Annotated in this window: 23 protein-coding genes and 1 tRNA gene; 11 read left to right on the top strand and 13 right to left on the bottom strand. The window is 56.0% G+C overall.

Going from position 1 to position 21,563, the window contains the following annotated elements:
- The first annotated feature begins 50 nt into the window (after positions 1–50).
- On the top strand, positions 51–2,414 hold the full coding sequence (gene crfC / locus AFK62_RS17655; RefSeq protein WP_007675669.1) for a clamp-binding protein CrfC: 2,364 nt from the start codon (positions 51–53) through the stop codon (positions 2,412–2,414).
- A 5-nt stretch (positions 2,415–2,419) separates the two neighbouring features.
- Entirely contained in the window at positions 2,420–3,277 is an 858-nt protein-coding gene (locus AFK62_RS17650; RefSeq protein ID WP_007675675.1) for a diguanylate cyclase regulator RdcB family protein, read from the top strand.
- Between the two features lie 38 nt (positions 3,278–3,315).
- Here AFK62_RS17650 and kdgT read toward each other — a convergent pair whose 3' ends face one another.
- Positions 3,316–4,311, bottom strand: a complete 996-nt coding sequence (kdgT, locus tag AFK62_RS17645; protein WP_007675679.1) for a 2-keto-3-deoxygluconate transporter — start codon at positions 4,309–4,311, stop codon at positions 3,316–3,318.
- A 401-nt stretch (positions 4,312–4,712) separates the two neighbouring features.
- Between kdgT and kduI the strand changes: the two genes are divergently transcribed.
- Positions 4,713–5,549, top strand: a complete 837-nt coding sequence (kduI, locus tag AFK62_RS17640; RefSeq protein ID WP_007675681.1) for a 5-dehydro-4-deoxy-D-glucuronate isomerase — start codon at positions 4,713–4,715, stop codon at positions 5,547–5,549.
- A 59-nt stretch (positions 5,550–5,608) separates the two neighbouring features.
- Here kduI and yghU read toward each other — a convergent pair whose 3' ends face one another.
- The 8 genes from yghU to aspA form a co-directional block, all read right to left on the bottom strand.
- The gene (yghU, locus tag AFK62_RS17635) at positions 5,609–6,475 is read right to left on the bottom strand and encodes a glutathione-dependent disulfide-bond oxidoreductase (RefSeq protein WP_007675683.1); all 867 of its coding nucleotides are present in this window, start codon (positions 6,473–6,475) and stop codon (positions 5,609–5,611) included.
- A 110-nt stretch (positions 6,476–6,585) separates the two neighbouring features.
- Positions 6,586–7,548: a nickel/cobalt transporter gene (locus AFK62_RS17630; protein WP_007675686.1), complete on the bottom strand. Its 963-nt coding sequence runs from the start codon at positions 7,546–7,548 to the stop codon at positions 6,586–6,588.
- 184 nt (positions 7,549–7,732) lie between these two features.
- A tRNA-Phe gene (locus AFK62_RS17625) sits at positions 7,733–7,808 on the bottom strand.
- A gap of 114 nt (positions 7,809–7,922) precedes the next feature.
- Positions 7,923–8,498, bottom strand: coding sequence for a transcriptional regulator (locus tag AFK62_RS17620; protein ID WP_007678906.1), 576 nt, complete (start codon positions 8,496–8,498; stop codon positions 7,923–7,925).
- A 50-nt stretch (positions 8,499–8,548) separates the two neighbouring features.
- Positions 8,549–10,360, bottom strand: coding sequence for a protein-disulfide reductase DsbD (locus tag AFK62_RS17615; RefSeq protein WP_007678903.1), 1,812 nt, complete (start codon positions 10,358–10,360; stop codon positions 8,549–8,551).
- Positions 10,336–10,683 carry a divalent cation tolerance protein CutA gene (cutA, locus tag AFK62_RS17610; protein WP_007678902.1) on the bottom strand — a complete coding sequence of 116 codons (348 nt, stop codon included), beginning with the start codon at positions 10,681–10,683 and terminating at the stop codon, positions 10,336–10,338. The genes AFK62_RS17615 and cutA overlap by 25 nt, the downstream gene beginning before the upstream one ends.
- Positions 10,684–10,807: 124 nt before the next feature.
- Positions 10,808–12,109: an anaerobic C4-dicarboxylate transporter gene (locus tag AFK62_RS17605; RefSeq protein WP_007678900.1), complete on the bottom strand. Its 1,302-nt coding sequence runs from the start codon at positions 12,107–12,109 to the stop codon at positions 10,808–10,810.
- A gap of 112 nt (positions 12,110–12,221) precedes the next feature.
- Complete coding sequence (aspA, locus tag AFK62_RS17600; protein WP_007678898.1) at positions 12,222–13,658, bottom strand: aspartate ammonia-lyase; 1,437 nt, start codon at positions 13,656–13,658, stop codon at positions 12,222–12,224.
- Positions 13,659–13,995: 337 nt separating this feature from the next.
- Here aspA and AFK62_RS17595 point away from each other — a divergent pair, with 337 nt between their 5' ends.
- The 4 genes from AFK62_RS17595 to AFK62_RS17580 all read left to right on the top strand — a co-directional run bounded on the left by AFK62_RS17595 (position 13,996) and on the right by AFK62_RS17580 (position 17,100).
- The gene (locus AFK62_RS17595) at positions 13,996–14,472 is read left to right on the top strand and encodes an FxsA family protein (protein WP_007678894.1); all 477 of its coding nucleotides are present in this window, start codon (positions 13,996–13,998) and stop codon (positions 14,470–14,472) included.
- Positions 14,473–14,607: 135 nt separating this feature from the next.
- Positions 14,608–14,901 (top strand): co-chaperone GroES, encoded by a 294-nt coding sequence (locus AFK62_RS17590; protein ID WP_004387018.1) that lies wholly within the window; start codon positions 14,608–14,610, stop codon positions 14,899–14,901.
- A 49-nt stretch (positions 14,902–14,950) separates the two neighbouring features.
- Positions 14,951–16,597 (top strand): chaperonin GroEL, encoded by a 1,647-nt coding sequence (groL, locus tag AFK62_RS17585; protein ID WP_007678891.1) that lies wholly within the window; start codon positions 14,951–14,953, stop codon positions 16,595–16,597.
- Between the two features lie 149 nt (positions 16,598–16,746).
- On the top strand, positions 16,747–17,100 hold the full coding sequence (locus AFK62_RS17580; protein WP_032984795.1) for a DUF4156 domain-containing protein: 354 nt from the start codon (positions 16,747–16,749) through the stop codon (positions 17,098–17,100).
- Positions 17,101–17,229: 129 nt separating this feature from the next.
- Here AFK62_RS17580 and epmB read toward each other — a convergent pair whose 3' ends face one another.
- Positions 17,230–18,258, bottom strand: coding sequence for an EF-P beta-lysylation protein EpmB (gene epmB / locus AFK62_RS17575; protein ID WP_032984793.1), 1,029 nt, complete (start codon positions 18,256–18,258; stop codon positions 17,230–17,232).
- A gap of 40 nt (positions 18,259–18,298) precedes the next feature.
- Between epmB and efp the strand changes: the two genes are divergently transcribed.
- The 3 genes from efp to ecnB all read left to right on the top strand — a co-directional run bounded on the left by efp (position 18,299) and on the right by ecnB (position 19,303).
- Positions 18,299–18,865, top strand: a complete 567-nt coding sequence (gene efp / locus AFK62_RS17570) for an elongation factor P (protein WP_004386068.1) — start codon at positions 18,299–18,301, stop codon at positions 18,863–18,865.
- 57 nt (positions 18,866–18,922) lie between these two features.
- The gene (locus tag AFK62_RS21600; protein WP_071884402.1) at positions 18,923–19,054 is read left to right on the top strand and encodes an entericidin A/B family lipoprotein; all 132 of its coding nucleotides are present in this window, start codon (positions 18,923–18,925) and stop codon (positions 19,052–19,054) included.
- A 102-nt stretch (positions 19,055–19,156) separates the two neighbouring features.
- On the top strand, positions 19,157–19,303 hold the full coding sequence (ecnB, locus tag AFK62_RS17565; RefSeq protein WP_007678873.1) for a lipoprotein toxin entericidin B: 147 nt from the start codon (positions 19,157–19,159) through the stop codon (positions 19,301–19,303).
- A 40-nt stretch (positions 19,304–19,343) separates the two neighbouring features.
- Here the strand turns inward: ecnB and AFK62_RS17560 are convergent, their stop codons facing one another.
- Positions 19,344–19,949, bottom strand: coding sequence for a response regulator transcription factor (locus AFK62_RS17560; protein WP_007678870.1), 606 nt, complete (start codon positions 19,947–19,949; stop codon positions 19,344–19,346).
- Between the two features lie 278 nt (positions 19,950–20,227).
- Between AFK62_RS17560 and sugE the strand changes: the two genes are divergently transcribed.
- Positions 20,228–20,545 (top strand): quaternary ammonium compound efflux SMR transporter SugE, encoded by a 318-nt coding sequence (gene sugE, locus AFK62_RS17555; protein WP_007678868.1) that lies wholly within the window; start codon positions 20,228–20,230, stop codon positions 20,543–20,545.
- On the opposite strand, the gene AFK62_RS17550 is transcribed toward sugE, so the two are convergent.
- Together AFK62_RS17550 and frdD are read right to left on the bottom strand one after the other, a co-directional pair.
- Positions 20,542–21,075 carry a lipocalin family protein gene (locus AFK62_RS17550; RefSeq protein ID WP_032984804.1) on the bottom strand — a complete coding sequence of 178 codons (534 nt, stop codon included), beginning with the start codon at positions 21,073–21,075 and terminating at the stop codon, positions 20,542–20,544. The two genes, sugE and AFK62_RS17550, sit on opposite strands and share 4 nt — an antisense overlap.
- Before the next feature lie 123 nt (positions 21,076–21,198).
- A complete protein-coding gene (frdD, locus tag AFK62_RS17545; RefSeq protein ID WP_007678863.1) occupies positions 21,199–21,558 on the bottom strand; it encodes a fumarate reductase subunit FrdD in 360 nt (119 codons plus the stop codon).
- Positions 21,559–21,563 lie beyond the last annotated feature (5 nt).

Raw genomic sequence — 21,563 nt, 5'->3', positions numbered from 1 at the left:
AAAAAGATAAGGCAAAAGGTCATTTAATTTGTGTTAAGGAAAGATTTTTCATGCACACACAGACTGTATTTGAAATGAATCAGGAAGCGGAACGGCTACTTCAACTGGCGCTGCATAATCTTGGTGCCATGAAAAACGTGCCGTTAGCGGTGCAGGACGATCGTGGGAACGTCGCGCGTCATGATGGCGCCACCGTACACCCGCTTCATTTTTCCTTACGGGGGATTGAGGCCCAGCAGGAGATGCTGCAGGCCGAACTGAGAAAGACCACGCATCAGGAGATGGTGCTGGCCATTGTGGGGACGATGAAGGCGGGAAAATCGACCACTATTAACGCGATTGTGGGCAAAGAAGTGATGCCCAATCGCAACCGCCCCATGACGGCGCTGCCGACACTGATTCGACACACCCCGGGCCAGAAAGAGCCGGTGCTGCATTTTACGCACGCCGGGCCTATTGAAACGCTAATGCAGGCGCTGCGTGCGCGTTTGCAGAACGCCTCACGCGAAAACCTCGCGGAGCGCCTGGAGATTGACCGTGACATGGACATTCTGCTGGCGCGTATCCTGAACGGTACCTCGTTTGAAAAACACTATCTCGGCGCGCAGCCGATTTTTCACTGCCTGAAGAGCTTAAACGATCTGGTGCGTCTCTCCGGCGTGCTGGACGTGCCGTTTCCGTTTCGCGCTTACGCAGCCATCGAACACATTCCGGTGATTGAGGTGGAATTTACTCACCTTTCGGGCATGGCGCGCGGGCTGGGGCAGCTCACGCTGCTGGATACCCCGGGGCCGAACGAGGCCGGGCAACCGCACCTGCAAAAAATGTTGCAGGAGCAGATAGCCCGGGCCTCCGCCGTACTGGCCGTGATGGATTACACCCAGCTGAAATCCACCTCCGATGAAGATGTGCGCATGGCGCTTGCGGCGGTAGGCGAATCCGTACCGCTCTATGCGCTGGTCAATAAGTTCGATCAGATGGATCGCAACAGCGATGACGAAGATCAGGTGCGGGCGCTGATTGCCGGTACGCTGATGAAGGGAGCCATCGAGCCTGCGCATATCTTTCCCGTCTCCTCCATGTGGGGGTATCTGGCGAACCGCGCACGCCAGGAGATCGACGCCTACGGCCGCCTGCCGTCTCATGACGAACAACGATGGGTACAGGATTTCGCGGAGGCGGCGCTCGGCCGCCGCTGGCGGAGCGCGGATTTCACCGACGTGACGCACCTGCGCCATGCCGCCGATCTGCTGTGGGAGGATTCCCTTTTCGAAGCGCCCATCCGCGCCATTTTGCACACCGCGCATGCTCACGCCTCGCTCTACGCGCTGCGTTCGGCCTGCACAAAATTAATTCACTATGCGCAATGTACCCGAGACTACCTGGACTTTCGCTGTCAGGGGCTGGATATCGCAAATGACCAACTGGTGGAGAATATCTCTCAAATGAAGAATGACATCGCACAGCTACAACGTTGCCAGGCAGAAGCCAGCAAAGCCATTCAGGAGCACGTCGTTCAGGCGCTGGGGCGCGCGTCAGAGAATATTGCAGGCCACGAGCAAAAGGTGCTGGCGGACATCGCCAGCTATTTCGATACCGGCAAAGTGCCGCCGCTAACGCTCAGCAGTGCGGTGAGCCGCGCGGTTACCTGGGGCAGCGATTTCGATGCGGGCAGCGAGCAGTTGTATCTGGATCAGGAGAGCGACGCCCGAATGCTCCTGCATAAAATTCGCGCCTCGTGCGATCTGATTTTGTTATCGGTCCAGGAGAATCTGACGCGCGATCTGGCGGCGCATTTCAGCGATATGGAGACGACGCTTGGGGATATTCTGCGCAGCGCGCTGGCACCGCTGGAGCAGAGTGTGACTGAAGGACTGCGTCGTACCGGTTTTCGCGCGCACATCACCCTGCCGGTGTTTCAGCGCAGCCAGCTGAATTTCAACGCGCACCAGCTGTTTAACGATGTCATTGAAGAAGAGAGCGTGCCGATCGCCAGCGCACCGCGCAACAGCGGCGTGCGCGGCACTGTGGCGCGCTGGCTCAATAGTAACGATCTGGGCTGGGATGATTGCACGGCGATGCGTTCGCGTTACGTGATAGACCTGCCCCAGTTGAAGCAAGCGCTAAGCCGTTATGTCAGCCGCTTTTGCGCGCAAATCCGTCAGGCAATGAATGCGCAGGTGGATATTTCCGTGACGGCGGGTATGGCAACGTTTTTTGCTGAATTCCAGATGGCGATGGCGGCGATCGAAGCCAACCTGAAGCAGAGTCTGACGGCGCGCCAGCAGAGCGAAGTCTCGCAGAATGCGCTGCGGGAACAACTTCAGCAGTGCGCCCGTACCGCGCGGGATATTAACGAGGATGCGCGAGCGCTGCGTGACGATATTCAGACGCTGTTTTCTGTGGAGCACTGAACACCATGAACGGTTCACCGGGTGAAGGGCCGGGCCGGGATTTACGCGCGCTGCGCGGGCGGCTGATGGTTGACCTGGCCAAAGGAACGGAAGAGGAGCGCCACTGCCGTCCGAATGCGCAGCATCAGGCGGTGCGTGAGCGACTGCAAAAATCGTTGTTGCCTGTGGTGGTGCAAGCCGCAGACGTCACGCAGGAGACGGTGGAACTGACCCTGCTGGAATCGCTGACCCGCCAGGGGCCGCCCGGTCATCTGGCGTTAAGCCTGACGGCACAGGCGCTGATCCGTCGCAGCCAGCGTCTGAACGAGAGAGGCGTGTCGGCGGCGTTCGCGCAGCAGCTTGAGGTCACGGCCGGACAGTATCGGCACAGCGCCGCGCGGCTGGAGTCACAGCTTCGCCAGAGCGATTTGCCGGCAATGGCGCAGCGCCATTTTGGCGAGGTCATGACGCATTGGAAGCGCGGGGCGTTTAATGGCTGGTCGCCCGCCGGGCGGTGTTACGTGGCGCTGGAAGAGTTGCGCTGGGGCGCGTTTGGCGATGCGTTGCGCCTTGGCGAAGCGCAGGCGAAAGACGCGCTGCTGGCCTCGGTCTGTGACGAGGCGGCAAACCGGCTCGCGCAGAGCGTCAATGCCTCGCCGCACACGCGGCATTTCTATCAGCAGTGGATGCACACGCCACCGCAGCCGGGTTTGCTTGCGCATAAAGATATGCTTTGCTGGCTCGGGGCGGAGTATGACAGTGAACGTCAGCCGGTAAGCTGGTCAGTCACGCAGACATGGCAGAGCGTCTCGCTCGGCATGCCGCGTCTGTGTTCTGCGCGACGGCTGGTAAACGCGCTGGTGGAAGAAGTTTTTCTGCTGTAAGCGAGACAAAAAATACCCCGCCTGCGCGGGGTATTTTTTTATCGTTGCATCGTGCGAACACTGTCAGGTTTCTGCGCCGCAGGCACGGCTTTCGCCACGTGCCGGGCGTAAAGCGCGGTAATGATAGGCACAAGGATAGCGGTGACGATAACGCTCGCGGCCACCAGCGCCGTGGCCGATGCCGCAACCGGTTCAAAGGCCGGGTTGATTTGCGCGATGATAACCGGGTTTGCAACCGCAGCGCCCGCTGCTGATGAGGCGGCTACCCCTGCCGTACCGTTGCCGCCGCCGAGGAACTTATCGGCCAGAATCAGCGGAATACCCGTGATGATAATGACCCCCACACCCAGCACGATACCCAGCAGACCGGTATCCATAATGACGCGCAGGTTGATCGTGTTGCCAAGCGCGAAACCGAAGAACGGGATCAGTACTGGCGTCGCTTTGCTGAAAAAGGCACGCAGATCGTGATCGAGGTTACCGAGCGCAAAGCCTATCAGGAACGGCAGTACCGCACCGACAAAATGATGCGGTTCGAAGGAGGCGAGGCCGGCGGACCCCAGGATGACCATCGTCATCAGCGGGCCGGACTCCAGAGACATCAAAACAAACGCGCCGGATTCCTCTTTCGTGCCGTACTGGTTCATCAGGCTAGCGTAAAGGCCGCCATTGGTCATGTCCATGGCGGAAACGATAGCCAGTACGGACAGCCCTGCGAAGAACCCAGTCTGAATGCCGGTGTCCGGAATAAAGGATGCCGCAATCATCGCCACTAACCAGGCCACGGCGATTTTGGTCAATACCAGTGTGCCGGATTTACGCAGTACCGTGCCGGTCGCGCGCAGGTCAATTGAGGCGCCAATACAGAAAAACCAGACGGCGAGAATAGGCACCGTTCCGCTAATCATTCCTTTTGTAAACGAGCCGAAATAATTACCGGTATCTGGCGCCAGCGTATTTAAAATTGCCCCAAGTAACAGCGGGATAAGCATCATCCCTCCCGGGATGCGTTCCATTGTGGCTTTAATCTTCATCATAAACCTCAGCGGTATTATTCAGCCCCTGGCTGAATGAAAGTCAAAAGTGTCCCGCGACAAAAAACATGGTTTTTCATCGTGTTAGTAAGTTTTTCTGTGTAGGGCAGCCGTGAATGAGGTAACGGCGGCTATCATCTTTTTTATGGGTATTGAGATGTGTCTGTGAGTGACTTATCCCGTTATTGAAGTAACTGGTGCTACTATCTCTCTTGTGGAATAATGATTCAATAGAAATGAAACGCTGTTTTGGTTATCTTGATCACATTATTGATTCACGCATTTGATAGCATCAAACTCAGCGAAAATTTATGTAAATTCATTGTTATTTAATTTAGCGTTTTCACGCTTACCTAATATCGGGGGCGACCTTTCCCCCCGCAACGTCACGAGGAGTCAGAATGGACGTTCGTCAAAGCATTCATAGCGATCATGCGAAAACCCTGGATACCGCCGGGCTGCGCAAAGAGTTTTTAATCGAAAAAATTTTTGTGGCTGACGAGTACACCATGACTTACAGCCATATCGACCGCATCATCGTAGGCGGCGTGATGCCGGTAAACCGCACCGTTAGCGTAGGCGGCGAAGTAGGCAAGCAACTGGGTGTGAGCTATTTTCTGGAACGCCGTGAACTGGGCGTTATCAATATCGGCGGGCCGGGGCTCATCACCGTGGATGGCACCCGTTATGAAATGAACAGTCGCGATGGTCTGTATGTGGGCAAAGGCGCGAAAGAAGTCGTGTTTGAAAGCCTCGATACGGCGAACCCGGCACGGTTTTACTATAACTGCGCGCCAGCGCACACCACATTCCCGACCAAACGCGTAACGCCTGCGGACGTGTCGCCGGTGCATCTTGGCGAAGACGTCACCAGCAACCGTCGCACCATTAATAAGTATTTTATTCCGGACGTGCTGGAAACCTGCCAGCTCAGCATGGGGCTTACCGAACTCGCGCCAGGCAACCTGTGGAACACGATGCCGTGCCACACCCATGAGCGGCGCATGGAGGTTTACTTCTACTTCGGGCTGGAAGAGAACAGCTGCGTATTCCACATGATGGGCCAGCCGCAGGAGACGCGTCATATCGTGGTGCAGAATGAACAGGCGGTGATTTCGCCGAGCTGGTCGATTCACTCGGGCGTTGGCACGCGCGCTTATACGTTCATCTGGGGCATGGTGGGTGAAAACCAGGTGTTCGACGACATGGACCACGTCGCCGTGAAAGATCTGCGCTAACCATTTTGTCGGTTCCGCGCCTAAAAAAAGCCTCGTCACTGACGAGGCTTTTTTGTGGTTTACGCGCCGCGTTTGTCTTCGGTGCGTAATTCAAAATCAGAAGCATCATGGCGCTCGTGAAGCTGCTCATTAAGCGGCCCCCACGTGCGATTCACGATACGTCCGCGCTGTACCGCTGGACGTTGTGCCACCTCTTGTGCCCAGCGCTTCACGTTCTGGTATTCATCAACCTGAAGGAATGTGCTCGCCTCATACAACCCACCGATAATCACGTTGCCATACCACGGCCAGATGGCGATATCTGCGATGGAGTATTCGTCGCCCGCGATATAACGATGCTGCGCGAGCTGGCGGTCCAGTACGTCGAGCTGACGCTTGGCTTCCATCGTGAAGCGGTTAATGGCGTATTCGATTTTTTGCGGCGCATAGTGATAAAAATGACCGAAGCCGCCGCCGAGATACGGCGCCGAGCCTTGCAGCCAGAATAACCAGTTCAGCGCTTCGGCGCGTCCGGCGTAGTCTTCCGGCAGGAAATGCCCGAATTTATCCGCGAGATAAAGCAGAATGGCGCCGGATTCAAACACGCGCACCGCCGGGGTGACGGAGTGGTCCAGCAGCGCCGGGATTTTAGAGTTCGGGTTGACGTCCACAAAACCGCTGGAGAATTGATCGCCTTCGCCAATGCGAATCAGGTGCGCGTCATATTCCGCGCCGCTAATACCAAGCGCCAGCAGCTCTTCCAGCAGAATGGTCACTTTCTGGCCATTAGGCGTGCCGAGCGAATAGAGCTGCAACGGGTGTTTGCCAACCGGCAGCGTTTTCTCATGCGTCGGCCCGGCGACAGGGCGGTTAATATTTGCAAAGGCACCGCCAGATTGCGGCTCCCAGGTCCAGACTTCAGGTGGCTGATATTCGTTTTGAGACATAGTGTTATCCCGCGCGATGAGTAAGGAAAGGAGCCGGTTCCCCGGCTCGCGTTTTCGAGTGTAGCAGGCGACAGTGCTCTTCTCTGTTATCCGGTTGTGGCATTACGCGCTCAACAGCCAGCGGCGATGTAATCGCCGTTGGGGCTGACCGGAATCACCGTTAAGAACAGTACGGCGGCGAAGATAAGCAGCGCCAGCCCGCCGACGATCCGCAACAGCGCCGCGATGCGCTGCGCCTCACGCGCTGACACCCCGTGGTCAAACAGCCGCGTGGTGGCGTTTCTCGCATACTGCACGCCGAGCGACAGCGCCATAATCGACAGCGCCGTCCCGAGCGCCATTGTCATCACCGCCGCTATGCCCCAACTCACCATGCCGAGCGCGTTAGCAAACAACATAATCATGATGGCGCCGCTACAGGGCCGCGCGCCGATGGCGATAATGACGCCGAGGCGCGCGCGCCAGTCGCTGCCGGGCGCCGTCTGGCCGACGCCATGGTGACCGCAGCCGCAGTGGTCCGGGTGTGCCTCAATGGGTTTCAACGCATGAATGTTTAAGCGCGGCGCACGCAGGCTTCTTGCGGCACGCAGAATAAGAAACAGCCCGAACGCGCCAATAAGCAGCGCGCTCGCTTTTTCAAGATACCAGCGGCTCTGGCTGAGATCGCCTGACGCCAGGTTGAAACCGACCGCCAGAATAAAAACAAACGCAATGGCGCTGATGCCCTGCATCAGGCTACCCGCAACCGGCACCAGCCGTGCCGCAAAGAGGTTTTCGCGATTGGTGGCAAGCCAGGCGCTGACGATAAATTTGCCGTGTCCCGGCCCGATAGCATGCAGCACGCCGTAAATAAACGCGCCGCTGATAAGCCAGAGGCCGCCGGTGTACTGATGATTATTGAGCTGCAAAAGATAGAGCACCAGATAGCGGTGCAGGGTGATTTGCAGGCTGAACGCCCACTGAAGAAACGCGCTCCAGTGGCTCCAGAGGAAAAAACCGATCCCCAGCGCGCAGAGCGCCAGCAGCAACACGCCTGGGCGTTGCCAGCGGCGATTCAGGATGGCAGTCGACATGCAGTGATTCCGTGAATTAGTATTCAGCAAGTATAACGATGAAAGAGGGCGAAACCAGCAGAGGAGGCGATGTAACGGTTCAGAAAGGGGTAATGTGTGCGGCGAAGGGAAGAAGGTGTTCGATGGAGAGCCCGGAGCCCAAAAAGCAAAAACCCGCCTTTTGGGCGGGTTCTTTAGAATTTAGTGGTGCCCGGACTCGGAATCGAACCAAGGACACGGGGATTTTCAATCCCCTGCTCTACCGACTGAGCTATCCGGGCAACGGGGCGCATTAAACCGTAAAGGCCCGAAGGCGTCAACGGCTTTGTCACAAAAAATCCTTAAATTTGTGCTGACTGGCTGCTTTTCAGGCAAAAACGCCCTGAGGGCGCTTATCAGGTCAGTGCGCCGCCCTGACGGCACTGGGCGAAACGCAAAATATCTTCAGCGAGGCGGCGTGCGGTATCGACATCCGCCTGGCTGCGTTTAACCAGAAGCCGGCTCAGACAGCCCTCCAGCACCAGTTCCATCTGCTCTGCGACCATCGCCGGGTCGTCCACTTCAAGCTGCGTCAGCAGTTCATGGGTGTATTGATACGCGGCGCGCTTTTGGTTATCGGCCAGCTGATGAATCGGGTGCGACGCCTCCGGGTAAAAGGTACAGGCGGCGATAAACAGGCAGCCCGGATAACGGTCCTGGCTAACACAATCCGTCAACGCCTGATAGCGCGCCATCAGCTTCTGCTCGGCGCTCAAGGCGTCGTCATAAATCAACTGCCGACGCCAGGCATCCACGCGCTGGCTCAAATAACGCAGCGCGTCATAAAGCAGCGCTTCGCGATCTGGCCAGTAACGTTGCAGCTCGTCAGCAGGGCACTGCGCGGCTGCGGCCACCATTTCTGGTGTGGTATTGGCAATCCCTTCCTGTTCAAGGACATGCAGGGCCTGCTCCAGAACTTCTTCACGTTGCACGGTCTACTCCTCTCCGTTTAGCCCAACGGTTTCTCCCACCCAAGTGTTGTTTACCGCAGGCGATTGTGCAAATGCGCGGCGAAAGCGGGCGCGTCCATAAAGCCGGTGACGCGCGACTGCGGGAGCTCGTTGCCCTGCGCATCAAAGAAAATAATCGTAGGCAAGCCAAGCACATTCAGGCGTTTTAACAGGGCGATATCTGCTGCGCCGTTGGCGGTTACATCAGCCTGCAACAGCACAGCGCCATTCAGGGCACGCTGAACCGCCGGCGCGCTGAACGTATATTTCTCAAACTCTTTGCAGGCGACACACCAGTCGGCGTAGAGATCAAGCATCACTGGTTTGCCCCTGGCCTGCGCCAGCGCCTGGTCGAGGTCGGCGGTGGTCACGATGCGCTCAAATGCCAGATGCGTCTGCGTATCGCTGGCAGGCGCGCCGAAAGCCCAGTCCTGCAATGGGCGTGCGCAGATAAGCGCTGCGCCGAGCAGGATAATTTGCAGCACGCGCATCCAGGGCTTCACGGCATTCAGGCTTACGATAAACGCCCAGCCAAAGAAGGCGATGCCGAGTGCGCTCCAGAGCCGCAGGCCCCAGGGGTCGCCCAGCACGCGCTCCAGCAGAAACACCGGCAGAGCGAGGATAACAAAGCCGAACGCGGTTTTGACCTGCTCCATCCACGGACCGCTTTTTGGCAGCAGCCGGTTGCCGAACACCGTGACCAGCATCAGCGGCAGGCCCATGCCGAGTGCGTAAAGATAGAGCGTGCCGCCGCCAAGCCACAGATTACCGCTCTGGGCGATGTACAACAGGATGGCGCTGAGCGGCGCGGTGGTGCAGGGCGAGCAGATGAGCCCGGCAATCGCGCCCATCGCAAAGACGCCGCCCGGCGAGCCGCCGCGCTGGCGATTGCTCATTAGCGTCAGACGAGTTTGCAGCGACGCGGGCAGTTGCAGGGTAAAGAGCCCGAACATCGAAAGCGCCAGCAGGGTAAATACAACGGAAAGCGAGATCAGTACCCACGGACTTTGCAGCGCAGCCTGAAATTGCAGACCTGCGGCGGCGACAACCAGCCCGAGCGCGGTATAGGTGAGCGCCATACCCTGAACGTAGACCAGTGCCAGCAGCAGCGCGCGGCCGGTGGAAAGGCGTTTTTCGCCACCCAGCACGATGCCGGAGATAAGTGGGTACATGGGCAGCACGCAAGGCGTAAAGGCGACGCCGATACCGATAAGCAGCGCCCAGAGGGCAGAGAAGGGCAGCGTGGCGGAGGGCGCGTCGCCCCTCACCTCATCTCTCTCCTCGCCAGGGCGCGGGGGCTGGAGGGCGTCAGGTTCCGCACGGGATGCGGCATTTTCCTGGGCGTGAGGTCTCGTGACGCTGCCGGTATCGGCGCGCGGTGCTGACGGGCGCGTGTCCGTTGTCTGCGTTTCATCGTGCGCGATGGCGCTCAGCGGGATGCTGCGGGTTTCCGGCGGATAGCAAAATCCTGCCTCAGCGCAGCCCTGATACGTCACGCTCAGCGTCGCGCCGGACGAGGCCTGCTTCACCGTGACCGGCACAGTGAGCGTGTCGCGATAAATCTCGCTCTTACCGAAAAACTCGTCCTCGTGCGGCTCGCCTGCGGGCAGTGAGGGCGCATCGACGCGGGCATTAGCTGGCGTAATGCGGATTTGCTGGCGATAGAGGTAATAGCCCGGCTTAATCTGCCAGTTCAGCGTCAGTTGGTGTTGCTGCTGCTGAAAATCAAACGCGAAGGCCTGATCTGCAGGCACAAATTGTGAAGCGTTTTGCTGACTGAACAGCCCGGCAGAGGCCTGAGCGCTGCAAAAAAGCAGGATCAGCGTAAGGATGCGTTGAGCCATGAGAGGTAGTCTTCGTCTCCGTGAATGACAGGGATCACAAGCAATTCGGGGGTCTGGTAAGGGTGGTGCGTTTTAAGGCATGTCAGTAGCGCCTGCTGACGTGCGGTATCGCTTTTCAGCACCATCTGTACTTCATACTCCTGCTCCAGTTTCCCTTCCCAGTAGTAGAGCGATGTGGCGCCCGGCAGCAGCGTTACGCAGGCGGCGAGCTGCTCCCCCAGCGCTTTGGCCGCCAGCTCCTGCGCGGTGGCTTCGTCCGGTGCGGTACAGAGTACGACGACCGCGTCTGGCGCGGCGTGAGTCACGGTGTTCTTATCCAGCATAAAGCCCTCCTGCCCGAAATATTCAAACGGGTACTATACAACGGCAGGGGAGCGCGCGTTAGCGACGGAGTGTCAGCGCAGGTTACGACGCAAGAAAAAGGGCGCCGCAGCGCCCCAAACCGCGTTACAACATGACGCTGCCCAGCAGGAAACCGAAGCAGACTGACAAGACGACGCCAAGCGTGCCCGGAATAAAGAATGGGTGGTTAAAGACGAAGCGTCCAATGCGTGTGGTGCCGGTGTCGTCCATCTGAACGGCCGCGACCAGCGTTGGGTAGGTTGGCAGAATAAAAAGCCCGGAGACGGCGGCAAAGGAGGCCACGGCAGTGAGCGGCGATACATTCAGCGCCAGCGCCATCGGCATCAGCGCTTTGGCGGTTGCCGCCTGCGAGTAAAGCAGCGCAGACGCGATAAAGAAAATTAACGCCAGCAGCCACGGATGCCCCTGAATCACACTGCCTGCGGTCTCTTTGATCCAGTCGATATTGGCTGAAACAAACGTATCGCCAAGCCATGCAACGCCCAGAATACAGATGCAGGCGCTCATCCCGGCTTTAAACGTGCTGGAGTTGAGAATGCTGTCTGTCTCCACTCGGCAGAGAAGCGTGATGAGCGTCGCGACGCTCAGCATGATAATAAGAATGGCGCTGGTGGTATTCATCAGCGGTTTCGCGACCAGCCCCAGGCTCGGGCTGTTGATAATGGCGTAGGCCACAACGCAAACGACACCCAACAGGAACAGCCAGACAGAGGATTTGGCGCGCGGTTTGATCTCAATCTGTTTATCGCCGCGCAGTTCAATCAGCCCTTCCGAAAGGCGCTTCTGATAAACCGGGTCGTCAGAGAGCTTTGAGTTAAACAGAACAGAAACCAGAAATGACATCACCAGGACTGCGGCAAGCGTGGAGGGCATCACGATCATCAGCAAATGGATGTAGCTGACGCCGTGGCCTTCCATGACCGAGGACATATACACCACCGCGGCAGAAATCGGCGAGGCAGTAATGGCAATCTGTGCGGCGACTACCGCCGTAGAAAGCGGACGGCAGGGCTTCACGCCTTGCTCTTTCGCCACTTCGGCGATAACCGGCAGCGTCGCCAGGGAGATATTGCCGGTGCCGGCAAAAATGGTCAGAAAATAGGTAACAATCGGCGCCAGAATCGTGATGTATTTCGGGTTCTTGCGCAGCAGCTTTTCCGTCTGGTTGACCAGGAAATCCAGGCCGCCTGCCACCTGCATCGCCGAGATCGCGGCGATGACCGCCATGATGATGGAAATAACGTCAAAAGGAATGTTGCCGGGTTTGACCCCAATGGCGGCGAGAACTAATACCCCTAGCCCACCGGCATACCCTATGCCGATTCCCCCAAGCCTGGCGCCAAGAAAAATGGCCAGTAAGACGATGATAAGTTCGACAACTATCATGATGGCTTCCTTGATGGTTAATTATTGGATAATTAAAAGTTATAATTTGGTATCCATTAAACGAAAAAGGCACGTCCGGAGACGTGCCTTTTCAGTGTACCCCGAAAGGGAATTACTGTTCGCTTTCATCGGTATAGCGTTTGGCTTTGTAAGCCGGGTGCATCAGGTTCTGGACGGAGAAGATGTCGTCCAGCTCCGCTTCCGTGAGCAGACCGCGCTCCAGGACGACTTCTCGCACGCTCTTGCCGGTTTCGGCGCAAATCTTCCCGACGATATCGCCGTTGTGGTGGCCAATAAACGGGTTGAGATAGGTGACGATGCCGATGGAGTTATAGACGTAGCCTTCACACACTTCTTTGTTCGCGGTGATGCCATTGACGCATTTCTCCAGCAGGTTGTAGCACGCGTTGGTCAGGATGTGGATAGACTCGAACATCGCCTGGCCGATAACCGGTTCCATCACGTTCAGCTGCAACTGACCTGCCTCGGATGCCATGGTCACGGTGGTGTCATTGCCGATAACTTTAAAGCAGACCTGGTTGACGACTTCCGGCACCACTGGGTTGACTTTGGCTGGCATGATAGACGAGCCCGCCTGCAGTTCCGGCAGGTTGATTTCGTTTAAGCCGGCGCGTGGACCAGAAGAGAGCAGGCGCAGGTCGTTACAGATTTTGGAGAGTTTTACGGCCAGACGTTTGAGCGAGCTGTGTACCATGACGTAAGCGCCGCAGTCGGAAGTCGCTTCAATCAGGTCTTCCGCCGGAACCACCGGCAGATTGCTTACTTCTGCCAGTTTCTGCACCGCCAGTTGCTGGTAGCCGTCTGGGGTGTTCAGGCGGGTGCCGATGGCGGTCGCGCCGAGGTTGACTTCAAGCAGCAGCTCCGCTGTGCGCAGCAGGTTTTTGGTCTCTTCGTTCAGCAGCACGTTGAACGCGTGGAATTCCTGGCCGAGCGTCATCGGTACGGCGTCCTGAAGCTGGGTGCGGCCCATTTTCAGGATGTTTTCAAATTCTACCGCCTTGCGCTGGAAGCCTTCGCCCAGCTCTTTAATCGCGTCTACCAGCTTCACGATGGAGGCGTAGACCGCGATGCGGAAACCAGTCGGGTAAGCGTCGTTAGTCGACTGGCATTTGTTCACATGATCGTTCGGGTTGAGGAACTGATATTCCCCTTTCTGATGGCCCATCAACTCCAGGCCGATGTTCGCCAGCACTTCGTTGGTGTTCATGTTAACGGAGGTACCCGCGCCGCCCTGATAGACGTCCACCGGGAACTGATCCATGCATTTTCCGTTATTCAACACTTCATCGCAGGCGGCGATAATCGTGTCGGCGACTTTGCGCGGAATGGTCTGCAACTCTTTGTTGGCCAGCGCCGCCGCTTTTTTCACCATCACCATGCCACGAACAAATTCAGGGATGTCACTGATTTTGCTGTTGCTGATGTAAAAGTTTTCAATCGCTCGCAGAGTATGAACACCGTAGTAGGCATCCGCTGGAACTTCCCTGGTACCCAACAAATCTTCTTCGATACGAATGTTGTTTAACATGTGAACCTTCTTACTTAAGCTGACTAAGATTGCACCAAACTCACAGGATATATGTGGTTATGGAGGTAAAATGACCGACATTTATGTCCTTAATCGGTCTGGTGCCCACGATCATATGCTGATGATAGCGAAAAGCCGTAACCTGGATCACTTATTCCCGGGCGCGCCTGACGACAATTATTAAACTGTGAAATGGCTCACCGCTTAAAAATTTCCAGAAAAAATGTCCGTGCAAAGTGATTGAACTTTGACTAAGGCGCCTCCATCTCAGTGTATATGCGTTTGCACATCTATTTCTAAGGCGCCAAAAGGCGCCTGCTTTTTACAGGAGAACCCGGTGCGCTGGATACCCTTTATCGCCTTCTTTCTTTACATCTACATTGAAATTTCCATCTTTATTCAGGTGGCGCATGTTTTCGGCGTTTTTCTGACTTTGCTGCTGGTGATTTTTACTTCGGTTATCGGGATGTCGCTGGTGCGCAACCAGGGGTTTAAAAACCTGATGCTGATGCAGCAGAAAATGGCGGCGGGCGAGAGCCCGGCCACGGAGATGATTAAAAGCGTGTCGCTGATTATTTCCGGTCTGTTGCTGGTGCTGCCGGGCTTCTTCACCGATTTCCTGGGTCTGCTGCTTCTGCTGCCGCCAGTGCAAAAACTCATTACGCTGCGCCTGATGCCGCATCTGCGCTTTAATCGTATGCCGGGTGGCGGTTTTAGCGCCTCGTCACAAGGGGGCAATACCTTTGATGGTGAGTATCAGCGCAAAGACGACGGCCCGAAGCGCCTGGACGACCACGATCGCGATTCGCGATAAAAAATCCAAAAAATTTTTCTTTTCCCCCCTTGAAGGGGGAAAACCCCAACCCCATCTCTCTGGGCACCAGCCGGAAACCCTGATGGGCCGGCTCAATCCCTAACTGATACGGACTTTCTCAAAGGAGAGCTATCAATGAATATTCGTCCATTGCATGATCGCGTGATCGTCAAGCGTAAAGAAATTGAATCTAAATCTGCTGGCGGCATCGTTCTGACCGGCTCTGCCGCGGGTAAATCAACTCGTGGCGAAGTGCTGGCTGTTGGCAATGGCCGCATCCTTGAAAACGGCGAAGTGAAGCCGCTGGATGTGAAAGTCGGCGACATCGTCATTTTTAACGATGGCTATGGTGTGAAAACCGAGAAGCTGGACGATCAGGAAGTGCTGATCATGTCTGAAAGCGACATTCTGGCAATTGTTGAAGCGTAATTCTCACGCACGAACAAACTGAACGTACGAATTTAAGGGAAATAACGATATGGCAGCTAAAGACGTAAAATTCGGTAACGACGCTCGTGTGAAAATGCTGCGCGGCGTAAACGTACTGGCAGACGCAGTGAAAGTCACCCTGGGCCCGAAAGGCCGTAACGTGGTGCTGGATAAATCTTTCGGTGCGCCGACCATCACCAAAGACGGCGTGTCCGTAGCACGTGAAATCGAACTGGAAGACAAGTTCGAAAACATGGGTGCTCAGATGGTGAAAGAAGTTGCCTCTAAAGCGAATGACGCAGCAGGCGACGGCACCACCACGGCAACCGTACTGGCTCAGTCTATCATCACTGAAGGCCTGAAAGCTGTGGCTGCAGGCATGAACCCGATGGATCTGAAACGCGGTATCGATAAAGCGGTTATCGCCGCTGTTGAAGAGCTGAAAGCGCTCTCTGTACCGTGCTCTGACTCCAAAGCTATCGCTCAGGTAGGCACCATCTCCGCGAACTCCGACGAAACCGTAGGCAAACTGATTGCTGAAGCGATGGAGAAAGTGGGTAAAGAAGGCGTTATCACCGTTGAAGAAGGCACCGGTCTGCAGGACGAGCTGGATGTCGTTGAAGGTATGCAGTTCGACCGTGGCTACCTGTCTCCGTACTTCATCAACAAGCCGGAAACTGGCGCTGTTGAACTGGAAAGCCCGTTCATTCTGCTGGCTGACAAAAAAATCTCCAACATCCGCGAAATGCTGCCGGTACTGGAAGCGGTGGCGAAAGCAGGCAAACCGCTGCTGATCATCGCTGAAGACGTTGAAGGCGAAGCGCTGGCGACCCTGGTCGTGAACACCATGCGTGGCATCGTGAAAGTCGCTGCGGTGAAAGCACCGGGCTTCGGCGACCGTCGTAAAGCTATGCTGCAGGATATCGCTATCCTGACCGGTGGTACCGTTATCTCTGAAGAGATCGGTATGGAACTGGAAAAAGCTACCCTGGAAGATCTGGGTCAGGCGAAACGCGTTGTTATCAACAAAGATACCACCACCATCATCGATGGCGTGGGCGACGAATCCGCAATTCAGGGCCGTGTTGGTCAGATCCGTCAGCAGATCGAAGAAGCGACCTCTGACTACGATCGTGAAAAACTGCAGGAGCGCGTAGCAAAACTGGCGGGCGGCGTTGCCGTAATCAAAGTTGGCGCGGCCACTGAAGTTGAAATGAAAGAGAAGAAAGCTCGCGTTGAAGATGCCCTGCACGCAACCCGTGCTGCGGTAGAAGAAGGCGTGGTTGCGGGTGGTGGCGTAGCGCTGGTTCGCGTTGCGGCCAAACTGACCGAGCTGACTGGCCAGAACGAAGACCAGAACGTGGGTATCAAAGTTGCGCTGCGCGCGATGGAAGCTCCGCTGCGTCAGATCGTATCCAACGCCGGTGAAGAGCCGTCTGTGGTTGCTAACAATGTGAAAGCGGGCGACGGTAACTACGGTTACAACGCGGCGACCGAAGAATACGGCAACATGATCGACATGGGTATTCTGGATCCGACCAAAGTTACCCGTTCTGCGCTGCAGTACGCGTCCTCTGTGGCGGGTCTGATGATCACCACCGAGTGCATGGTGACTGACATGCCGAAAAGCGACGCGCCTGACTTAGGTGCTGCTGGCGGTATGGGCGGCATGGGTGGTATGGGCGGCATGATGTAATTGCCCTCCACCTTACATCCCATGATGTAGTGTGTTGAAACCCCGGTCAGAAATGGCCGGGGTTTTTCTTTTGGTCATCTTTTTAGTATAAGGTCTTACCGGGCATACGAAGCCCAGGCTATCAATAGCTATTCATAATGGGGAATAACATGCGCTTGAAAGTTACTACAGGAATGGTTGTCGCCGCGTTGCTGCTGGCGGGATGCAGCAATGGTAATTCGCTCTCTGCTGCAGGCCAGAGCGTGCGTTTTGTTGAAGAGCAGCCAGGCGCCGATTGCCGTTTACTTGGCACCGCCACCGGCGAGCAGAGCAACTGGCTTTCTGGTCAGCACGGCGAAGAGGGCGGTTCTATGCGCGGTGCGGCGACCGATCTGCGTAACAAAGCGGCAGAGATGGGCGGTAACGTCCTTTATGGCGTAAGTAGCCCGACGCAAAACTTGCTTTCAAGCTTCGTTCCCACCTCAAGCCAGATGACCGGCCAGGTGTATAAGTGCCCAAACTGATGGCGTTTTAGTGGCCATTAAGCAAAAAAATGGCGGGTGCGCATCGCATACCCGCCCTGTGTTTTTTAACGTTATCGCTTATCTTCCGCCGGGTGGATCACCCACCGGCCGCTCGTCAAACGCCTCGCTTTAATGCTGACGCAACTGTAAATCCAGCGGCGTTTTGCTCGGTTCGCCGCCAATTTCACGTGCGAGTTTCGGCACCATGTACCCCGAAACCAGCGTCAGCAGCTCTCGCATAATCGCCCGCGCCTCGTCATCGCTCACCATGAAATGCGCCGCGCCCTGCACCTTATCCAGTACGTGCAGGTAATACGGCATCACGCCTGCGTCGAATAACGCATTACTGAGCGTCGCAAGTGTCGGGGCGTTATCGTTCACGCCTCGGAGCAGTACGCTCTGATTAAGCAGCGTCACGCCCGCCGCCCGCAACCGGGCCATACCGGCGCGGAACGCACCGTCAATTTCCTGGGCATGGTTAATATGGTTAACCAGTAACACCTGCAACCGTGTCTGGCCGAGTAACTGGACCAGCTCGTCGGTTATCCGCGCCGGGATCACAATCGGCAGACGGCTATGAATACGCAGCCGTTTAATGTGAGGAATTGCCTCAAGATTCTCGACAAGCCATGCCAGCTCGCGATCTTTCGCCATCAGCGGATCGCCGCCGGAGAAAATAATCTCGTCCAGTTCCGGGTGTGCGGCAATGTAATCCAGCGCCGCCTGCCAGTTACGCTTGTTGCCCTGGTTATCCGCATAGGGAAAATGGCGGCGGAAGCAATAACGGCAGTTCACGGCACAGCCGCCTTTAACTAACAACAGCGCGCGGTTCTGATACTTATGCAACAGGCCGGGGACGACGCTGTTTTGCTCTTCGAGCGGATCGGTGGTAAAACCGGGCGCCGCCACGAACTCCTCGCGCGAGGTCAGCACCTGGCGCAACAGCGGATCGTGAGGGTTGCCTTTCTCCATACGCGCGACGAACGCGCGCGGCACGCGCAGCGCAAATAACCGGCGCGCGTCGCGCCCGGCCAGCAATGCTTCGTCAGCGTCTATATTGAGAAGGTGCAGGAGCTCATCGGGATCGGTGATAACATCGGCAAGTTGCGATAACCAATCTTCTCTGGATGGGGGATTTAGGGTTACAATATGCTCCATTTTGTGGCTTAGCTACCAGTTAACAATTTCAGAGGGCCTTATGGCGACTTATTCTAGCAACGATTTTCGTGCCGGTCTTAAAATCATGATGGACGGCGAACCGTACGCCGTTGAATCCAGCGAATTCGTTAAACCGGGTAAAGGTCAGGCGTTCGCGCGCGTTAAGCTGCGCCGCCTGCTGACAGGTTCCCGCGTTGAGAAAACCTTCAAATCTACCGACTCCGCTGAAGGCGCAGACGTCGTAGATATGAACCTGACTTACCTGTACAACGACGGTGAGTTCTGGCACTTCATGAACAACGAAACCTTCGAACAGCTGGCAGCGGATGCAAAAGCAGTAGGCGATAACGCGAAATGGCTGCTGGATCAGGCTGAGTGCATCGTGACCCTGTGGAACGGCCAGCCAATCTCTGTTACTCCGCCGAACTTCGTAGAACTGGAAATCGTTGATACCGATCCGGGTCTGAAAGGCGACACGGCGGGCACCGGCGGCAAACCAGCTACCCTGTCGACTGGCGCAGTAGTTAAAGTTCCGCTGTTCGTTCAGATCGGCGAAGTCATCAAAGTTGATACTCGCTCTGGTGAATACGTTTCCCGCGTAAAATAATTACAGCTGTTATCTGCGGCGTGGGTTCTCTACGCCGCAAATCTACAGAGAGCATCAATGAAACCGCGATTGTTACGTCCCTTCGTCGTGCTACTACTCTGTTCGCTTGCCTGTGCCTGCAATACGGCGCGCGGCTTTGGCGAAGATATCCGCCACCTCGGCGGTGCGATTGAGCGCGCAGCCAAATAGTTCTCCTACTCCTAAAAACCGTTTCCTTCCGCCGGCTTGTCAGTTTTTGTCTATGCTTAAATGGCTATACACAAATAACTTAGGCAATAAAAGGAAGAGATTATGGTTAAGAAAACAATTGCGGCGCTCTTTTCAGCACTGGTTCTTTCTTCACTGTTGACGGCCTGTAACACCACACGTGGCGTGGGCGAAGATATTCAGGACGGCGGCAACGCGATCTCTGGCGCTGCAACTCGCGCATCGCAGTAATTATGACGACAACGGTACGGCTCCGTGCGGCGTCGTACCGTTATCTGACACACATCTCCGGCAGTGGCACGAACAGTGAAAAGCGGTTATCGGCGCCAAGCTTCATACGAATATTACGCTTATAGGTGTAAACCGTTTTTACGGCGATCCCCATTTTGCGTGCAATCTCTTCATTGCTCATTCCCACGCCCCACCATTCAAGAATCCGCTCCTCACGAAGGGTCAGTAGTGGCGTAATGCTTTTCGGCTCCCCAAACGGCGGGCGTGACATCAATGCCTTACCAATAAGCTGGCTCAAATCACACAGCGGGATGCTTTTATCCACCGTACGCCAGGTGATTTGTTGCGAGCAATAGTCGTCCAGCTTATCTGAGGCGCCGCTTTGCAACAGGATCAGGCGCGTGGTATTGCCACAGGCAGCAAAAATGGATGAAAACTGGTTTACGTGGTGAACATCTCCCATAAATCCGTGAAGATCGGCAATCACCATATTCGGCTGCCACTGGATGAGAAGCTCGCGTGCGCGCAGTAAATGATCGGTTGCCGTTATATGGAACGGCGCGGCGAAATCTTCAGAGTGATTGAGCCAGCTTTCGAGCCCGGTACGGCTGAAGTGACAGCGGTCAACCAGTAAAATTTTATACATGCTCGGATTCATTATGGAGAGAAGGACGCGCCTGCTGAAGCCAGCAGGAAAGTGTCTCATCATAGGAATATTTCTCACTAAATGAACCCGTAATGTACGTGCACAATCGCAGCTATTTCCTGGCTTAACCCACGAGAATCCGCTGGTTTAGGAAAAACACGGTTGCAAAATGCACATCAGGAAGAGATGATCGCGGCGTTTTATTCACCTGGCCTTGCGGGACGACCTGCAAGCGCGTCACGTTGAACGGGGACGGCCCCACAAACCTGGAGCTGAGTATGTCCTGGTTCGTTCTTTTAATTGCCGGTCTTCTGGAAGTGGTCTGGGCTGTAGGCCTGAAATTTACCCACGGTTTTACCCGTCTTGTGCCAAGCGTCATCACCGTCTCGGCGATGATTGTAAGCATTGCACTGCTCTCATGGGCGATGAAAAGCCTGCCAACCGGAACGGCTTACGCTGTCTGGACGGGCATTGGTGCGGTGGGCGCGGCGATAACCGGTATTTTGCTGCTGGGCGAGTCGGCAAGCCCCGCGCGCCTGATAAGCCTTGGGCTCATTGTCGCGGGGATTGTCGGCCTGAAACTAAGCACCCATTAACGGGCGCGCTGATTTACCCAAATCAGTTTTTCCACCGGGAAACCCTGACGAGTAGCTGAATCCAGCAGATCCTCTTTCACTTGCTTACTGATCGTTGGCGTGCGGGAGAGGATCCACAAATAGCTGCGATCCGGCCCGCAGATCAACGCGTGCTGGTAATCCTTATCAAGCGCAATAATGTTGTAGCCGCCGTAGAAAGGACCGAAGAACGACACCTTCAGCGCGGCACGGTGTGTATTGCCTGTGAAATAGGCTTTGCCTTCGCTCTGCTGCCATTTACTGCGGTCAGGGTTAAATCCACGGTTAATAACATTCAAACCGCCATCGCCGCGCAGGCTATAAGTGGCAGTGACCTGCTCCAGGCCGCGTTCAAAGCGATGGTCGAAGCGGGCGATTTCATACCAGGTGCCGAGATAACGGTTCACGTTGAAATCTTCCACCACGGTGACGCCGTGTGGCGGGGTAGGGGTGCTGCAGGCGACAAGAAGCGCTGCGGTGGCAACGGTAGCAATAACAGGGAGTAGTCGAATACGCATGGCGGGATCCTTCTGTTTTTAAAGCTAAGTGTAGATGCGCGTTGTACTTTTGTAATTGCAGCGAGGAGAAATAATCGGAAGGGAAAACGCCGCTTCGGAAAAAGCGGCGTGGGAGCGTTAAAGCGTAAGCACTCCAATCAGGGTGACGACCGTCAGGATAGCGGCAAGACCGTAGAAAACCCATTTCCCGGCGGGAACATGAATTTTCAGATCATGCATGCCGTGATGGATGCGGTGCAGCCCGCACCAGAGCGGCAGCACAATCATCAGGAACAGAAACAGGCGGCCAATCCAGCTGTGGGCGAACGCCAGGATACGCTCATAACTGAACGCGCCTTCCGGCCCTATGCCAAGCGGCAGCAGAATGCCTACCAGCAGCACCATTACCGGCGCGATGATGGCGCACCACATGCCGCCTGCACCGAACAGCCCCCAGAATACCGGCTCGTCGGAACGTTTCGGGTGTTGATCAATCACGGTAA

It is taken from the genome of Cronobacter condimenti 1330, assembly GCF_001277255.1.
Taxonomy (GTDB): Bacteria; Pseudomonadota; Gammaproteobacteria; order Enterobacterales; family Enterobacteriaceae; genus Cronobacter; species Cronobacter condimenti.
This window is presented reverse-complemented; position numbering and strand designations above follow the sequence as displayed.

What these genes read in the sequence shown, in the direction of transcription:
- efp (WP_004386068.1), top strand. Translation starts at nt 18,299, where the DNA reads ATGGCGACTTATTCTAGCAACGATTTTCGTGCCGGTCTTAAAATCATG.
- cutA (WP_007678902.1), bottom strand. Translation starts at nt 10,683, where the DNA reads ATGCTGGATAAGAACACCGTGACTCACGCCGCGCCAGACGCGGTCGTC.
- aspA (WP_007678898.1), bottom strand. Translation starts at nt 13,658, where the DNA reads ATGTTAAACAACATTCGTATCGAAGAAGATTTGTTGGGTACCAGGGAA.
- kdgT (WP_007675679.1), bottom strand. Translation starts at nt 4,311, where the DNA reads ATGAAGATTAAAGCCACAATGGAACGCATCCCGGGAGGGATGATGCTT.
- AFK62_RS17630 (WP_007675686.1), bottom strand. Translation starts at nt 7,548, where the DNA reads ATGTCGACTGCCATCCTGAATCGCCGCTGGCAACGCCCAGGCGTGTTG.
- ecnB (WP_007678873.1), top strand. Translation starts at nt 19,157, where the DNA reads ATGGTTAAGAAAACAATTGCGGCGCTCTTTTCAGCACTGGTTCTTTCT.
- AFK62_RS17615 (WP_007678903.1), bottom strand. Translation starts at nt 10,360, where the DNA reads ATGGCTCAACGCATCCTTACGCTGATCCTGCTTTTTTGCAGCGCTCAG.
- AFK62_RS21600 (WP_071884402.1), top strand. Translation starts at nt 18,923, where the DNA reads ATGAAACCGCGATTGTTACGTCCCTTCGTCGTGCTACTACTCTGTTCG.
- epmB (WP_032984793.1), bottom strand. Translation starts at nt 18,258, where the DNA reads ATGGAGCATATTGTAACCCTAAATCCCCCATCCAGAGAAGATTGGTTA.
- AFK62_RS17650 (WP_007675675.1), top strand. Translation starts at nt 2,420, where the DNA reads ATGAACGGTTCACCGGGTGAAGGGCCGGGCCGGGATTTACGCGCGCTG.
- sugE (WP_007678868.1), top strand. Translation starts at nt 20,228, where the DNA reads ATGTCCTGGTTCGTTCTTTTAATTGCCGGTCTTCTGGAAGTGGTCTGG.
- AFK62_RS17605 (WP_007678900.1), bottom strand. Translation starts at nt 12,109, where the DNA reads ATGATAGTTGTCGAACTTATCATCGTCTTACTGGCCATTTTTCTTGGC.
- crfC (WP_007675669.1), top strand. Translation starts at nt 51, where the DNA reads ATGCACACACAGACTGTATTTGAAATGAATCAGGAAGCGGAACGGCTA.
- yghU (WP_007675683.1), bottom strand. Translation starts at nt 6,475, where the DNA reads ATGTCTCAAAACGAATATCAGCCACCTGAAGTCTGGACCTGGGAGCCG.
- groL (WP_007678891.1), top strand. Translation starts at nt 14,951, where the DNA reads ATGGCAGCTAAAGACGTAAAATTCGGTAACGACGCTCGTGTGAAAATG.
- kduI (WP_007675681.1), top strand. Translation starts at nt 4,713, where the DNA reads ATGGACGTTCGTCAAAGCATTCATAGCGATCATGCGAAAACCCTGGAT.
- AFK62_RS17590 (WP_004387018.1), top strand. Translation starts at nt 14,608, where the DNA reads ATGAATATTCGTCCATTGCATGATCGCGTGATCGTCAAGCGTAAAGAA.
- AFK62_RS17580 (WP_032984795.1), top strand. Translation starts at nt 16,747, where the DNA reads ATGCGCTTGAAAGTTACTACAGGAATGGTTGTCGCCGCGTTGCTGCTG.
- AFK62_RS17560 (WP_007678870.1), bottom strand. Translation starts at nt 19,949, where the DNA reads ATGTATAAAATTTTACTGGTTGACCGCTGTCACTTCAGCCGTACCGGG.